Origin of the sequence: Gardnerella sp. DNF01159 (genome assembly GCF_049244215.1) — a bacterium.
GTDB classification, from domain to species: Bacteria; Actinomycetota; Actinomycetes; order Actinomycetales; family Bifidobacteriaceae; genus Bifidobacterium; species Bifidobacterium swidsinskii.
On record NZ_CP058387.1, the window covers coordinates 269,177 to 284,617 of the forward strand.

Sequence of the window (15,441 nt, forward strand, 5' to 3'; positions counted from 1 at the left end):
CGTTTTGCAATTTTCTTTTTAATGGTTTATTTATTTCAGTTTTTTGTGAAAATCACATGTTTTGCATATTATTTTCACATTTTCATTGAATTTATGCTTGCTATTAGGGTGCTATTGCTATGGTAATAGCGGAGAGACACGTAAAAAACATGTCTGGAGGACTCGTGGGACAGATTATCGTACGTGTATTAGCTGGATTAGTGTCGGCTGCTACTGCTTTCACTATGAATGTCGTTGCGCCGCAAAAATCTTCATCGATTGAACATGTGCGTGCTAATGTGCATACCAATGTGCATACCAAAAGTGTTGTTAAGCCTATTATTCAATCACATTCTGGCACTGTGTATCAAAGCTCGTTTATTGATAATGAGTATGGTGCGCATTGGAGTGATGCTGATGGCACTACGGCTTTTATTGATGGAAATGATGATGTGTTCGTTAATAACGCTAAGGCGGTTATTGATGTTTCTGAGCATCAAAAAGAAATTGATTGGGATGCTGTAAAAGCTTCTGGAGTAGATGGTGCGATTATTCGTATTAGCTATGGCTGGGATAATGGATATGACAAGCAAGCTTTGCGCAATATTAGCGAATGCAAGCGTCTTGGTATTCCATTCGGCATTTACATGTATTCCTATGCTGAAAAAGCTGAAGATGGTGCTGCTGAAGGTGCCGACATTGTAAATCTTTTGCAGGGTGCTGGAGTAAGTCCTCAAGATTTAACGTATCCTGTTTATTACGATTTGGAAAAGTGGAGCTGGAGTGGTCATAAACCACCAACATCACCATACGTTTACCAGGATATTGTTGCTTCCTGGTGGAATCAGTTAGTTTCTGCAGGCTACCATAAGCTCGGCGTTTACTCTTATGCAAATTATTTGAGAGGACCATTAAATTCTCAGTATATTCACGAGCGTACAAGCTGGGTTGCTAGCTACGGTTCTCGCGTAGGCTTCCCTATTTCTACAGCATTGCGCGGATGGCAGTACACTTCCGACGGCAGCGTTGACGGAATTGATGGTCGCGTCGATTTGAACGCATTCGGCATGGCTGGTGGCGGCGAAATCAATGGTGTTTCTGAGTTTGGTAGCACTATTACTAAGCCTAATTCTTCTAAGCCTTCTGGAGAAACGCGCAACTATGGTAGCTGGACTGTAAAGAGTTCTGGTCGTCGTGAAGTATGGACTAATGGAGACAAGAAGTTTGTGCTCCAGTACGAGCTTCGCGATTCATATTATGCTCATGGCGGCCCTGGTCGTCTTGGTGCTCCTGTTGCTGATGAGGAGAATATGGGTGCTGGCTGGTGGCGTCAGCGTTGCCAGCACGGCGATGTGTTTACGCAAGGCCGAGATAAGAAGTACGTAATCCAGTACGAATTGCGCGACTCCTACTACAAGCACGGAAGCTATTCGCGACTTGGCTCGCCTATTTCCGACGAGGAAAACATGGGTGGCGGCTGGTGGCGTCAGCACTGCAAGCACGGCGACGTCTGGACGCATGGCAGAGACATTAAGTACGTGATTCAGTTTGAGTTACGCGACTCTTACCAAGGACATCGCGGTGCTGCTTGGCTTGGCGCTCCTGTTGCCGAAGAGGAAAACATGGGCGGCGGCTGGTGGCGTCAGTGTTGCCAGAATGGTGATGTTTGGACGCATGGTAAGGATAAGAAGTTTGTTATCATGTTTGCTCTTCGTGATTCTTACTATAGGCATCGTGGTGCTGGTTGGCTTGGTGCTCCTGTTGCTGATGAGGAGAATATGGGTGCTGGCTGGTGGCGTCAGCGTTGCCAGAATGGTGATGTTTGGACGCATGGTAAGGATAAGAAGTTCGTTATCATGTTCAATCTTCGCAAGGATTATTATGCGCGCGGTGACTTTAAGAAGCTCGGCGCGCCTATTGAAGATGAACACAATGATGGCAATGGCTTATGGCATCAAAAGTGCCAGAATGTTGTGTTAGAAGCCCACTGATAGCATTTGGCTCCATGCAATAAAAGCATCTGGATTTGTGTATTGTATTTCATTCGCAGCTTCTGTGTGATTTGCAAATACAAGCAAGAATCCTAATACTATCGTTAATGTAGTGCATGCAACGATTAGAGTTTGAGTAGACATTTGGTTCCTATTCAATTCGATATTGTTGCATGCATTTTCTTTATCTAATTGCAACTGCGCATCTTGATTAGCTGAGCAATTTCTTCTAGCAAAACCAATAGATGCAATAATCATAAGAATTATTATTGAATCGCAATAATAACGGTAAAGGCTGCCGCCTAAGCAGTAGTTTACGTAGATTAACATAATCGAGAATGTTATTCCGCTTAAGCACATTATGTATTCGATTTTTTGCATGTACTTGCGTCTTATTAAGAAAATGCCCCAAATAAGTGGCATTGATAGCAGACCAAATGTCATGTGATTAAAGAAACTATTTCCATAATCCGAAATGTTTGAGCTGGTTATTGTAATATACGGGAATTCCGTATCTATGCTTGGTGGCTTTATAAAGAAGTTTATTAACAAGTCTTTGATTTTTAGAGGGTCAAATGCTATACGATTAAATCGCAAGTCAAAATTTGTTAATTGTTCTTCGTTACCAAAGTTAAAGAATGAACCAAAACGCAAGTAGTTATATACTAAGATTCCGGCAAACCCAGCTATTGCAGGAGTTAGGAAGCTTAAAGCTGCAGATACTTTATTTACTACGCTTCTGGAGTTGTTAAGCAGTAAAGCAATAAACAGTGGAGCTATAAACGCAACTGTGGAAATGCAAGAATTTGGTCTACAACCGCATTGCAAAGCTAAGCTTAATCCAGCTAAAGCAAATAATGCATACTGAGTAAATTTAGTCTTAAGCCTTACGGCTTTCAGTGATGCGTAAACAAATAATGTTCCGAAAAATATAGCGCTTACCATAGGAATGTAGTAAATCGATGCAGATGCTTGCAGATAAAAAACAAGGCATCCAAATGGTAAGGCTGCTCCTATAAGCAGCATTGAGCAGTAGTTTATTCGTATTTCAAAGAATGTTATTATTTCTTTCCACAATGCAAATAATGCTGGTATTGTAATTGCTGCAAATAATGTTGTGACCATTATTGCGCTCGGCATCCAAGCTGGGAACAAAGCGTTAAACGGCAAATAAGTTAAAATAAACGGTACTATTCCAAAGTAGCAATAATATTTGCCATTATGCAGCACAACATCCCATATTGCAGGAGTTCCCTCGCGCACTAATTGCATTCTTTTGCCAATGCTAAATGGGTTTGTTGAATGCAATAAGCCATTTGGTGGGTCTTGTAGCAAAGATAGCGATCCTTGTTTCCAGGCTTTTAACTGCTCTGTATATGGGTTTCCGTCTATAAAATCGTATTTATCGTAGGAGAGTGGAACGCGTATTCGATTATAAGTGTTTAATCGGAGCCAAATATACAGTGAGAATCCGGTTACTATTGCGCACAAAGCCCAAAAAATTATGGTTTGAGCTCGATCTCCTTGAATATAGGCTATTTTGTGCCATTTTTTCTTACGTATAGTTATAATCGCGGATCCAAAAACGAATAATATAGCCCATTTTCCATAGTTTATGTGCAACTTGTATTTTGGATTAATTGTTATATTTTTAACAACGATTCCGTTTGGCGTTTCATTAAAGTGTAATTTTATTTTGTTTAGTTTTCCGTGACTTTCTAAACGTACTTTAGTCGTATTAAATTTTCCTGTTGTTATTTTAAATTGGCTAGCTAAAGCGTATCCAGGAGCTACACCAAAGTCTTCTAATTCTACGCTTCCAGTTACGTAATAAACTGGTTTTGTTTGTTGTAGCGAAATCTCTAATGTTTTGCTGTACGTGTTTAAGTTTGTGAATTCTACATCTGCGCCATTTTTAGATATATGTACGCCGTCATTTTTGTATTTTGCATATATTTCATCACGGCTTGCGTTTGTAGAGTCTTCTGCTTGTTCAGCTTTTACTTCTTTTACTGTGCTTAAATTTATGCTTTGTGTTTTAAATCCTAATTCGGATGCTTGAAATAAGTTACTAAAAAACATTAGTGTTATTAGTCCGCTTATAACAAAGCACACTATATATGGCAAATAAGTTTTTAGTTTAAGATTGTTTTTTATGACGGCTCGCACAGGTTGCTACTTTCTATTTCTTTTTATGTAATCAAAAAGGTTTACTTGTTCTATAAAACGTTTGCGCTCATTTTTGGCTAAAATCTCAAGAATAATTCCGGAAATAAAGAATAGTAATCCTGTAATAATTAGCATTACAGCACCAATTAGAGTAGGGAAGCGTGTTACTAGGTGTGTGCGCCAAAATTCTATGAATGGAAGCATGCATGCTCCTACTCCGCACAGTGTTATTATTACGCCAAGTGTTCCAAAGAAAGGCATTGGTTTGTATTCGCGAATCATGTGAAAAATGGTTGAAAGCACTCGAATACCGTCTCCAACTGTGTCTAGCTTGCTAACTGATCCTTCTGGGCGGTCACGATACTGAATTGGCATTTCGTACAGTTTTATATTGTTGTTAAGCGAATGAATTGTCATTTCTGTTTCAACTTCAAATCCGCGCGAAAGTACAGGATAAGTCTTTACGAATGAAAAAGAAAAAGCACGGTAGCCTGTCATAATATCAGTTACTTTTGCGTGGAAAAGCGTGTTAATTGCGCCTCTAACTAAACGATTTCCAAAATTGTGGAATGGTCGCTTATTCTCTTGGAAATACGTAGAACTTAGACGGTCGCCAATAACCATGTCGTAGCCTTCAACGATTTTTGCAACCATATCTGGTGCCGCTTCAGCAGGATATGTGTCGTCGCCGTCTGCCATTACGTAAACATCTGCGTCTATGTCTTGGAACATTGCACGAATCACATTGCCTTTGCCTTGTCTTGGCTCTTTACGAACCACAGCACCTGCTTCTTTGGCTATTTTTGCAGTATTGTCCGTTGAGTTGTTGTCGTACACGTATATTGTTGCTTCTGGAAGTGCCGCCTTAAAGTCTTTAACAACTTTTTCAATGGTGATTGCCTCGTTATAGCACGGCAGCAGCACTGCGACAGAAGTCATAATATGTCCCTTCATAATGGCGAATGGTGCGCATGGAATGAGCAGTAATGTTCTTATACTATGTGCATATCACTGTTATCTTACCTATTGTTGTGGATTGTAGTGCAACAATCTATTTGCGTTTATGTGGCAGTGTGCAGTACTGTGCGTAGTACTTGCGCATATAGTCTGCTATACTGCGTGGCAAGTGTTATGTAATTTTTTCAAGTTATGTAATGAATGTGAGTATTAAGAATAGTTATGGTGCCATGCAATACGTATAAAAGTGTATGCTGCAAACAGTGTCAAATGTTCAAAATAAACTAATAATAATTATTTTTGAACACCTTTGTGCATACTATACTAATGCAACAAAATGTATAGAGCCATCATTATGCACCTCGGCTAGTGCATGGAGACACTGTTATGGAAGCATATTCAGCATTAACTCATAACGAATTTGCTGTAATATCAGCATTGCAACGTTTGCCAGGAAGTAATCAACGTACTATAGCTGAGCATACGAAGCTTTCATTAGGCACAGTAAATAGTGCGTTACGCGATGCTATTCAGCATGGGTTTGTTGTTAATGGTGAAGTTACATCAAAAGGTCTTACCGCACTCGAACCGCATCGCGTCCACAATGCGGTGATTATGGCAGCTGGCCTTTCCTCCCGCTTTTCCCCGATTTCTTACGAATTGCCAAAAGGTTTACTCACTGTGCGCGGCGAAGTGCTTATTGAACGACAAATTCGTCAATTACAAGCGGCAGGAATTAACGATATTAGCGTAGTAGTTGGATACAAGCAGGAACGTTTCTTCTATTTGGAAGACAAGTTTACTAAAGGCGATTTTTGCGTAAAAATCGTGCCAAATAAGGAATATCGTGAGCGCAACAACAACAGTTCAATCATGGCTGTTGCTCACCTTTTAAGTAACACGTATATTTGTTCTTCTGACAATTATTTCGACGAAAATCCTTTTGAACCATACGTGTGGAAGGCTTACTATTCTGCGCAATATCAGCGGGGCCGCACTAAAGAGTGGTGTATGAGTGTAGGTGCGCACGATCGCATTACTTCGGTAACTATTGGTGGCAGTGATGCGTGGTACATGATTGGTCACGTGTATTTTGACAGCGAATTTTCGGCTAAGTTTGTGCGAATTTTGCGTGCGGAATATGATTTGCCGCAGACTGCTGGCAAGTTGTGGGAAGACATTTTGATTGAGCATTTAGACGAGCTTGATATGCGCATGCGCCGCTACGATGCGCCGATTATTCACGAGTTCGATTCGTTAGATGAGCTTCGCGAGTTTGATCCGCTGTTTTTGGAAAATGTTGACAGTGAAGTTTTTGACCGCATCGTTAAGGTGCTTGGTTGCAAAAAGTCGGATATTCGCGACGTTTACCCGTTGAAAAATGGTTTGACGAATCTTTCTTGCCATTTTATGGTTGGTTCTAACGAGTATGTGTACCGTCATCCGGGGGTTGGCACGGATGTGTTGGTGAATCGCCAGGCTGAGGATGAGGCTTTGCGTGCGGCGCAGCGCCTTGGTTTGGACGGTACGTTGGTTGCGGATGATCCGAAATACGGCTGGAAAATTTCGCATTTTTTGAAAGGTTGTCGTACCGCTGATTTTCACGATTCTTGCGATTTGCGCGAAGGTATGTGTCTGATTCGTAAGCTTCACAACAGTGGTGCTACGGTGAGTAGATGCTTCGATTTTTATGAGGAATCTCAGCGTTATTTGCGCGATTTGCGCGCTCGCCGTGTTGCGTTGCCTGAGGGTGCTGACGCTTTGCTTCATAAGGTTGATTGTTTGCATGAGTGCGTGAGTAAAGATGCTTGTCAAAAAATTTGCTTGGCGCACAACGATATATTGGGTGCGAATGTGCTTGTGGATGTTGCTGGACGCTACCATCTGATTGATTGGGAGTATGCGGGGATGTCGGATTATGCGCAGGATTTGGGTACGTTGTGCGTGTCTGACGCGCTTAATGAGCAGGAATTTGACGCGGTTCTAGCGGAGTATTTTGAGCGCAATCCTACTTGTGCTGAGCGTCGTCATTGCATGGCGTACGTTGGTTTTGCGGGGTGGTGTTGGTATTTGTGGTCGTTGGTAAAAGAGGCTGAGGGGGAGCCTGTAGGTGACTGTCGTTATTTGTATTACCGTTATGCGAAACGTTATGTCGACCGCGCTTCGAGCGAATATGGTGCCGTATCCGCTGAATCCTCTGAATCTGCTGGTTGTGACGGGTCTGCAGGCTCTGTAGTAAAGGTGTGATTTATGAAATATTCCTTAATAAGCGGACTGTTTTGGGGACTTGATACTGCTTTGCTTGCGGTATTGGTTGCGTTATCTGTTCATGGTTTAACACCTTCTGCAGTATGGTATGTGGGCGTTGTGGGCGCTTGCGTTCACGATGTTGTGTGTGCTGTAATATTGTGGATTTATATGGCTTGTCGTTCAAAGTTGCGCGAAACTGTTGCTCTTTGCAAACGTACGAAATTGATTGTGCCTATTGTGTTGAGTTCGCTTCTTGGAGGCCCAATTGGTATGACCGGTTACGCTATTGCGGCAAGCAATATTGGTGCCGGTTACGCTGCTGCGATTTCCGCACTGTACCCGGCTTTTGGCATAGTACTTTCTTCTATTGTGTTGCGCGAACGCTTAAGTGCGTTGAAATATTGTGCTTTTGCTGTAACGCTTATTGCGGTAGGAGTGCTTGGCTACTGTTCTTGCGCGGAATCTTCAACCGCAACTGTCTTCTCTCCGGGCAGCATAGTCTTAGGTTTGATTGCGGCTATTTTCAGTGTTATTGGTTGGGGAAGTGAAGCCGTTGCTTGCGCGTGGGCTACCAGAAAGCAAAGCGTGGACGACGAAGTAATGCTGCACGTGCGCGAAACTGTTTCCGCACTGTCGTACGCCTTACTCATTGTGCCGTTGTGTACGATACTGCCGGTTTTTAGCGTAAAGATTATGCAATCAGCCGGCTTTATTGCGTTAGCTATATTTATAGCGTTACTTGGTGCTGCTTCCTACTTGTGCTACTACCGCGGTATTGCTCAGGTTGGTGCGACGCGCGCTATGGCTGGAAATATTACGTACGCGGCGTGGAGCATGATTGCAGCAGCGTTACTTTCTCAAACGATTCCGCCGCTTATTGCGTGGGTTTGTTGCGTGGTGATAATTGCGGGGACGGTAGTGGTGGCTTCCGAAAAATAATCGCAACGGAGTATGATAAACCTGTATTGCATTGTGGCAACAGTTTATAGCAGTACGCTATAGCAAGTATGTTTTTAAATAATGAGGGAGTAATGAACTTATGGTTTCGCAGTTACGTCGCATAGTGAGTTGGATAATAGGCAGACTCCCTTCGTCAAAACGCTCTATTGTGGAAGTGCGCGAGCAGCTGAGTGCTATTCAAACGCAAATTTCTCGATTGCAAGAATGTGTCGACGCTCGCTGCGCTCATCTTGAGGTTGGGCAGTATAACGTTGAGAAGTCGTTGCGTGCGGAGATTTTGACGAATCGTGAGCAGTCTTCGATTATGGCTTGGTCAAACTATAGGAAAGATGGCGAAAGTAGCGTGGATGCACATAAGCGTTTCTTCCTTAGTTTGCCGAAAGCTACAGGTTCTATGCGCGTTATACAACGTGGTTGCGCGTCGCTGCTGAGCGAGTTTGCGCAGATTGCGCAGCAGCATAATCTTCAGTATTGGGCTGATTTTGGTACGCTGCTCGGTTGCGTGCGTCATCGTGGGTTTATACCTTGGGATGACGATGTTGACTTGGGTATGATGCGAGAGGATATTGATAAGCTGCTAACGATGTTGCGCGAGGATGCCGCGTTGTGCGCGCGCTACCGTGCGGTGCTCGTGTACGATCCGTACGTGTGCTGCCGTCAGTTGCGGTTCCGTTACGCGAATAATAGTAATCCTTGTTTTTTGGATATTTTCTTCTACGATTACGCGCCTGATTTGACGCCTGAACAGCAGCAGAGTTTTGTGTCTTTGCGTAAGGATTTGCAGCAAGAGTTGCGTTCGCAGACTTTTTTCAACACATGGCTTGACCGCGGTTATGTTGAGCAGGGCGGCGAATATACTGCGGAGATTGAACAGATTTTTCAGAGTTTCCAAAAGAAGGCTGTAAACCAGGGGCTTGTGGTGAGTAAGTCTTGCGCGCGCAACGTGGTGTACGGTTTGGATAATGTTGATGCTGAGAATTTGTATATTGCACGATGTGCCGAAATGTTTCCAGTAAAAATGGCAACTTTTGAAGATTTTTCTGTTGCTATACCGCAGTTATCGGAAGATATTTTGGAACGCGTGTATGGTGATATTTATCAGCTGCCGTCGGATATTATTACGCACTTCCGTCATGTCGACTGTGAATCGTTGCATAGCAGCCATGCTGACGATGTAATCGAGCAGGATATTCGTTCAAATCCGTATGCGATCGATTGTGGCAGACTTGAGTGAGTTATGTAACGCTACAAAACGGTAACTCTACAAAACAGTAACGTTAAGAATGGCAATAGTACGAAGGAATTAACAGGTGTGCATATGGGCGATACGAGCAATAGTAACGGTAATGCGACTGCTGTAAATGATGTGGCGGCAGAAAGAAACGTAACGATGGCGGGTAGTGCAGTAAGTAGCACAATAAGTGGTGCAATAAGCAGTGCGATACAGTGCAGTCGCGATTGTGCTCGCGCTACGCGTTCTGTTTTACGACGCATATCGCTAATTATGCCGCTTATTATTGTGCTTCTGCTGGAACTTGTATGGTTCAACTTTCCGGCAATCGAATCGTCAGGATTCAAGCCAACTCCTGTTCAGAGAGTTTCAACCGGTGCAGGTTTGACGCGTCACGGCGACGTGTATACAGTTACCGGCAAAAACGATCAATACATACAATTGCATTACGCTCAGCCTTCTCAAATAAATAACATTTACGTCGATACGCGCTCGCCTCACACTCGCACACTCGATATTGCTGTGTATGTGTTGGATGGCGGCAATAGTACTTCCTATATTCAAGTTGCGTCTCAGCCAGTTACGTCGAATGTGAACGATACGAAGTATGTGCGCGTGCATGCGGTTGATAAAGTTGCGGGCTTGCGTTTGAGCACGAAGCTTCAGAAAGGCGATTCTTTTACAATTGCTAATCTTGCGTTGAACCAGCGTAGACCGTTACATATTTCACTTATTCGTGTCGTGATGTTGTTGCTGATTGCTTACGCGATATACGCGTTGGCTCCGCGTTCGCGCATTTATAAAGAAGCACTTGATTTGCGTGTGCGCAAGCAGCAGTTGTGGCTTGTTGCGTTAATGCTAGTGCAGTGCGCAATACTTATTGGAGTAACGAAAGTTACTGGTACTCAACACATGTTTACAGCTGGTGTGTGTAATAACGGCGGCTTTATATGTGACGCCAACCAGTACAATCACCTCGCCAACAGTCTGCTCAAAGGTCACCTGTACTTGGATCTGCCGGTTCCTGACTGGCTGCCGAATATGAGCAACCCTTACGATGCAGGCGCGCGCTACGCCATGTCGATAAAAACTGGTCAACCAACTTACTGGGATTATGCGTTCCACGGAAGCCACTACTTTACTTACTTCGGCGCACTTCCTGCACTGTTACTTTTTGTGCCGTTCAAAGTACTTACCGGCCACGATTTGCGTACAGATTACGCCGTCGCCTTCTTTGCTGTCGCTTTCGCAATTGCTTCTATCTATCTTATGGTGCAATTACTTCGACGCTTCTTCCCAAAGCGATCCTTCGGCTTCCTTGTGCTGTCGCATCTCGTTATGCTCATGTCCAGCGGAGTGCTAATTCAGGTGTATCTGCCGCAAATCTACTCGCTTCCTATGCTGTCATCATTGTGTTTCACCTGCTTAGGACTGGGATTGTGGCTACAAGCGCGAACTACTCAAGATGCTCTTTCTGAAACCCCGTACTTACGGAAGTCGCTACTCATTCTGGGAGCAGTATGTATTGCACTAAACCTATGGTGTAGACCGCAATTTATTCTGGCGTCACTGTTTGCTTTCGTAATTTTTAAGGAAGAAATCGTAAAGTACCGTCTATTTTTTGCCTTCAAACGAAGCAGCGTAATCAATACTATATGCGTAATCGCACCAATGATTCTTATAGGCTTAGCCGCCTGCTGGTACAACTACGCGCGTTTCGGTTCTCCACTCGATTTTGGTGCAACCTACAATCTCACCGGTTTTGACATGGTTCACCGCTCCTACTCTTGGGCGCGAATCCCATGGGGAGTATGGATGTACCTGTTCCAGCCTATTACTATTACGCCAGTTTTTCCGTTTATGGAACAATCCGTGCTGCCGTCAATGTTCCACGGGCAAATCATTATGGAGCCATTCTTTGGCGGCCTACTCGCTTACTCTCCTGTATGCGCAGCCGTAGTACTGTACCCGGTAGTAAAGCAACAATTACGCAAAAAGCAGCTTGCTGGATTCTTTACGCTCGGCTTAACATTGTCGATACTGCTTATGGTATTAGATGCGGAAGTAGTAGGAATTTCCAGCAGGTACTTTAGTGATTTTGGCTGGCTGCTAGCGTTGTGTGCAATTATGGTGATTGCAAGTCTTGTAGACAAAGTCTCGTCTTGCGCGCACATGGTTGACGTTCCTTCTGGTTGCGTCAACGAAACAGGCGAGGAGTCGCCTTCTAAAGCCAACTTTAAGTTAATGCACAAAGTTTTGATTATTCTGGTGATTTCCAGCGTGGGCTTGTGTTCCTTAAACCTCCTTGCCAACGGACGATACTCAGACCTTCAAGGCACTAGGCCGAGTATATACAGAAGTATCGAATCCTGGTTCTCGCCACTTACGTAACAGACGAATCAGTTGCAATTTGGTTACTATTAGTAAATTACAATTCAGATAATTTGAATAAAAAAATTTTGAAGAAGAAAATATGGTAGTAGAACAGAAACAATCAGCGCAAAAAGTAGCGTCTTCTGCACAAGCTCAAGCGGTATTACAATCGAGCAAAGACCTGCAAAATGGCACGCAAAAAGACCTGCAAGTTGAAGTCTTGCGAATTATTGCAATGCTTATGATTGTGGCCTGCCACATGATCATACATTTGAACATTCGCGAGCACAGTTTCAATATGGAACTTTTGCCGGCTCCAGGCTTGCGTTCAGCACTTAAATTCTTAGTCGTACAATACGGTCAAGTTGGTGTCTCAACCTTCTTTATTATTTCCGGCTACTTTTTATGTCGCAAAACCTTCCGCTACCGACGCGTTTTTGCAGCGTGGGCGCAAATGTTCTTCTACTGCATTATCGTGCTGGCAGTAACCTTCGTAGCAGACTGCTTTGGCTTACTTCCGGAAAATTTGAGCAACTTACTTCACGGAAAAGAACTTGTCTACACGCTGTTATGGAATGTGACGCCATTTACTTACCGAAGCTATTGGTTCATGAGCGCGTACTTAATCATGCTCATGTTCATGCCTTTTATCAACATTCTTATAAGTCACATGACTCAGCGCAATCATGCTATGCTGCTGGTACTTCTTGCGTCAATCTCACTTATTCCGCTATATTTTGGCAAAAATTATACTTGGAACGATATTATTTACGCAATTTTTGGATATTTAGCCGGAGCTTTTATTGCGCAGTACGGTAGCGGAATAAAAAAACTTACTACGAAGCGACTTTGTGCGTGCGTAGCAATATCTACTGTTCTTATGCTCGCTTTCGACTATGTTGCTTCATCCGGGAATAAGTTTGTGCGAGTTCTTACGTGGGATCAGCAGATCCATGGCGGCATTGGAATACTGCCAATGATTATTGCAATGTGTATTTTCATTCTCGTACACCGAATAAATATGCTGCGAATTAAAGGACTAGCAAGAACTGTAATTTTGCGCGTTTCCAAAGCAACTTTCGGAGTGTACCTTCTTCACGAGCACATGTTTATTTTCATAGCGTTGTGGACGTTCGTGGCGTGGATGCTTCCTACAACTTCCTCAAGCGCACTCATAGTGCTACTTTACGCAATTACTTTAATTTGTACGTACGCAGCACTTTCAGTTGTTGCAGTTGTAATAGATCTCGTTATCAAACCAATTTCCAACCGAATTGCGCTAACTTTGGAGCATGTCGCCAATTGCGTATGTTCTGTGCACAAAACGGATTCGCAATCCAAAATGGAGTAAGTAACTGGTAAACTATATATCTTGTGAAAAACATTGTAGATAAGTTGCGCGCAAGATACCACTATTCGTGGGTGGTTCTTAAAGAGCTGGTGAAAACTGATTTCAAATTGCGCTACCAAGGGTCTTTCTTGGGAGTTGCGTGGTCGGTTTTGCGACCGCTTATGCTGTTTTGCGTAATGTATGCAGTGTTTGCAAAGTTTTTGCGAATGTCGGATGGCACGCCCACCTATCCAGTTGTGCTTTTGCTTGGCATTAGCGCATGGCAGTTCTTTGGCGAGGCTACTTCGATTGGTTTACGTGCGGTGGTAGACCGTGGAGATTTGCTGCGTAAAATCCATTTTCCTAACTATATTGTGGTGGTTTCGGCAACTGTTGGCGCGTTAATCAGTTTTGCAATAAATCTTGTGGTAGTAATCATTTTTGCCATCTGCTCAGGCGTGCAATTTACGTGGTGGGTGCTATTAGTTCCTTTGAATTGTATACAGTTGTACGCATTAGCATTAGGCGTAACGCTGCTGCTAGCAACTATGTACGTGTATTTTCGCGACATTGCGCACTTGTGGGACGTGGCGCAACAAGTACTGTTTTACGCAATGCCAATCATTTACCCTCTAAGCATGGTGATTGGTAATAATTCTTTAGGAAGATGGGGAACGGTTATTGCAAAAGTGCAGTTACTTAACCCTATTGCACAATGTATTCAAGATTTGCGCCACAATCTTGTAGCACCTCTTACTCAGCCTACTGTGTGGAATTTAGTAGGGTCTCCTTTGCTGATGATGGTTCCGGTAGTATTAACCGTAATCTTGTGTGTGCTCGGCGTCGCAGTGTTCCGCAAGTGCAATCGTAAGTTTGCTGAGGTGATGTAATGAGCGAGATTGAGTTGACAAATACTGAAAAAGAAGAGTTGCAACCAGTCGTACTTTCAGTAGAACACGTAGGCAAATACTTTAAGCTACCAACTGAGCAAGCAAGCGGTTTGAAACAGGCGTTTATTAATTGGACGCGTGGTATCAAAGGCTACAAAGAACAGCACGTTCTGCGTGATATCAACTTTGAAGTACGCAAAGGCGACTTCTTCGGCATCGTAGGACGCAACGGAAGCGGCAAATCAACCCTACTCAAACTCATCTCTGGAATCTACGTACCAGACTCCGGACGCATACACGTCAACGGAAAACTCGTGCCATTCATTGAGCTTGGCGTAGGCTTCAACCCAGAACTAACCGGTCGCGAAAACGTGTTTTTAAATGGAGCACTATTAGGTTTTACGCGCTCGCAAATTGAAAACATGTATGACGATATAGTGCATTTTGCAGAACTTGAAGAGTTTATGGATCAAAAACTTAAAAACTACTCTTCTGGTATGCAAGTGCGTCTTGCATTTTCAGTTGCAATTCAAGCTCAGGGAGATATTCTAGTACTTGATGAAGTTCTTGCAGTTGGAGATGAAGCTTTTCAAAGAAAATGCGATGAATATTTTGCAAAGGTTAAAAAAGACGTAAGTAAAACAGTTATTCTCGTTACGCACGATATGAACGCAGTAAAGCGTTATTGCAATAAAGCTATTCTTATTAAGAATGGCGAAGTGATTGTTAACGGAGATAAAGACGATGTTGCAAATCGTTATACTCTAGAAAATCTTTCTAGCCAAAATGGCGGAGAAAGTGAAGATAGTTATGCTGTTGGCTTGAATGAGCGAGTGCCATTTATGCGCATTGTTCCTTTGAGTAAGCAGTTGCTTAATTGTAAAGAAAAATTCCGTTTTGCTATTGAATATGAATTCAATGAGCCTGGGAAATATTTTATAGCTGTAGCAATGCACGACATAAAACGTGGAGGAATCACGTATGATTCTGGAGCAGATAAAATTGAGCTCGAAGGAACAGGAAGACAAAAAGTTGAATTTGAAGTGCCTCTTAAAATCTTAAATAATGGCGAATTTAAGCTTGTTGCCTCTCTTCGTACTAGAAGCAAAACTGATCCTGAATTAACAGATATGGTTGCGTTTACTAACGACAGTAATTCGTGCATGTTTGCTGTAAGAGATAGTCAAAACCGTGAGTATGCGCTCTTAAATGACAATGCAATGACTTTTACTTGCTTAAAGCATTATAAATGCTAGCTTTATTTATTGCTGGTTTTATATGTGCTAAAGGCTAAAAATAAGGGTGTTTTAG

At 43.0% G+C, this 15,441-nt stretch carries 10 protein-coding genes; 8 read left to right on the top strand and 2 right to left on the bottom strand.

Translation table 11 applies throughout. From position 1 onward, the window contains the following. The first annotated feature begins 119 nt into the window (after positions 1-119). A complete protein-coding gene (locus tag HXT39_RS01010) occupies positions 120-1,970 on the top strand; it encodes a GH25 family lysozyme (protein WP_369827467.1) in 1,851 nt (616 codons plus the stop codon). On the opposite strand, the gene HXT39_RS01015 is transcribed toward HXT39_RS01010, so the two are convergent. Together HXT39_RS01015 and HXT39_RS01020 are read right to left on the bottom strand one after the other, a co-directional pair. After that, entirely contained in the window at positions 1,956-4,052 is a 2,097-nt protein-coding gene (locus HXT39_RS01015; RefSeq protein WP_233186356.1) for a hypothetical protein, read from the bottom strand. The two genes, HXT39_RS01010 and HXT39_RS01015, sit on opposite strands and share 15 nt — an antisense overlap. A gap of 93 nt (positions 4,053-4,145) precedes the next feature. Beyond that, positions 4,146-5,078: a glycosyltransferase family 2 protein gene (locus HXT39_RS01020; RefSeq protein WP_103013904.1), complete on the bottom strand. Its 933-nt coding sequence runs from the start codon at positions 5,076-5,078 to the stop codon at positions 4,146-4,148. A 405-nt stretch (positions 5,079-5,483) separates the two neighbouring features. Between HXT39_RS01020 and HXT39_RS01025 the strand changes: the two genes are divergently transcribed. The 7 genes from HXT39_RS01025 (at position 5,484) to HXT39_RS01055 (ending at position 15,386) form a co-directional block, all read left to right on the top strand. Then, positions 5,484-7,343, top strand: a complete 1,860-nt coding sequence (locus HXT39_RS01025) for a phosphotransferase (protein ID WP_103013905.1) — start codon at positions 5,484-5,486, stop codon at positions 7,341-7,343. A 3-nt stretch (positions 7,344-7,346) separates the two neighbouring features. Further along, on the top strand, positions 7,347-8,285 hold the full coding sequence (locus HXT39_RS01030) for a DMT family transporter (protein WP_103013906.1): 939 nt from the start codon (positions 7,347-7,349) through the stop codon (positions 8,283-8,285). A 100-nt stretch (positions 8,286-8,385) separates the two neighbouring features. Further along, entirely contained in the window at positions 8,386-9,540 is a 1,155-nt protein-coding gene (locus HXT39_RS01035; RefSeq protein ID WP_033888482.1) for a LicD family protein, read from the top strand. Positions 9,541-9,624: 84 nt separating this feature from the next. Beyond that, a complete protein-coding gene (locus HXT39_RS01040) occupies positions 9,625-11,928 on the top strand; it encodes a hypothetical protein (protein WP_103013907.1) in 2,304 nt (767 codons plus the stop codon). 82 nt (positions 11,929-12,010) lie between these two features. Next, on the top strand, positions 12,011-13,261 hold the full coding sequence (locus HXT39_RS01045) for an acyltransferase family protein (RefSeq protein ID WP_103013908.1): 1,251 nt from the start codon (positions 12,011-12,013) through the stop codon (positions 13,259-13,261). Positions 13,262-13,284: 23 nt separating this feature from the next. Further along, positions 13,285-14,130 carry an ABC transporter permease gene (locus HXT39_RS01050; protein ID WP_004109231.1) on the top strand — a complete coding sequence of 282 codons (846 nt, stop codon included), beginning with the start codon at positions 13,285-13,287 and terminating at the stop codon, positions 14,128-14,130. Continuing rightward, positions 14,130-15,386, top strand: a complete 1,257-nt coding sequence (locus HXT39_RS01055; protein ID WP_102155635.1) for an ABC transporter ATP-binding protein — start codon at positions 14,130-14,132, stop codon at positions 15,384-15,386. Before HXT39_RS01050 ends, HXT39_RS01055 begins: the two co-directional genes overlap by 1 nt. Positions 15,387-15,441: the final 55 nt, after the last annotated feature.

Excerpts from the sequence above, each read along its gene's own strand:
- HXT39_RS01010 (WP_369827467.1), top strand. The coding sequence starts at position 120 with ATGGTAATAGCGGAGAGACACGTAAAAAACATGTCTGGAGGACTCGTG.
- HXT39_RS01015 (WP_233186356.1), bottom strand. The coding sequence starts at position 4,052 with ATGTTTTTTAGTAACTTATTTCAAGCATCCGAATTAGGATTTAAAACA.
- HXT39_RS01020 (WP_103013904.1), bottom strand. The coding sequence starts at position 5,078 with ATGACTTCTGTCGCAGTGCTGCTGCCGTGCTATAACGAGGCAATCACC.
- HXT39_RS01025 (WP_103013905.1), top strand. The coding sequence starts at position 5,484 with ATGGAAGCATATTCAGCATTAACTCATAACGAATTTGCTGTAATATCA.
- HXT39_RS01030 (WP_103013906.1), top strand. The coding sequence starts at position 7,347 with ATGAAATATTCCTTAATAAGCGGACTGTTTTGGGGACTTGATACTGCT.
- HXT39_RS01035 (WP_033888482.1), top strand. The coding sequence starts at position 8,386 with ATGGTTTCGCAGTTACGTCGCATAGTGAGTTGGATAATAGGCAGACTC.
- HXT39_RS01040 (WP_103013907.1), top strand. The coding sequence starts at position 9,625 with ATGGGCGATACGAGCAATAGTAACGGTAATGCGACTGCTGTAAATGAT.
- HXT39_RS01045 (WP_103013908.1), top strand. The coding sequence starts at position 12,011 with ATGGTAGTAGAACAGAAACAATCAGCGCAAAAAGTAGCGTCTTCTGCA.
- HXT39_RS01055 (WP_102155635.1), top strand. The coding sequence starts at position 14,130 with ATGAGCGAGATTGAGTTGACAAATACTGAAAAAGAAGAGTTGCAACCA.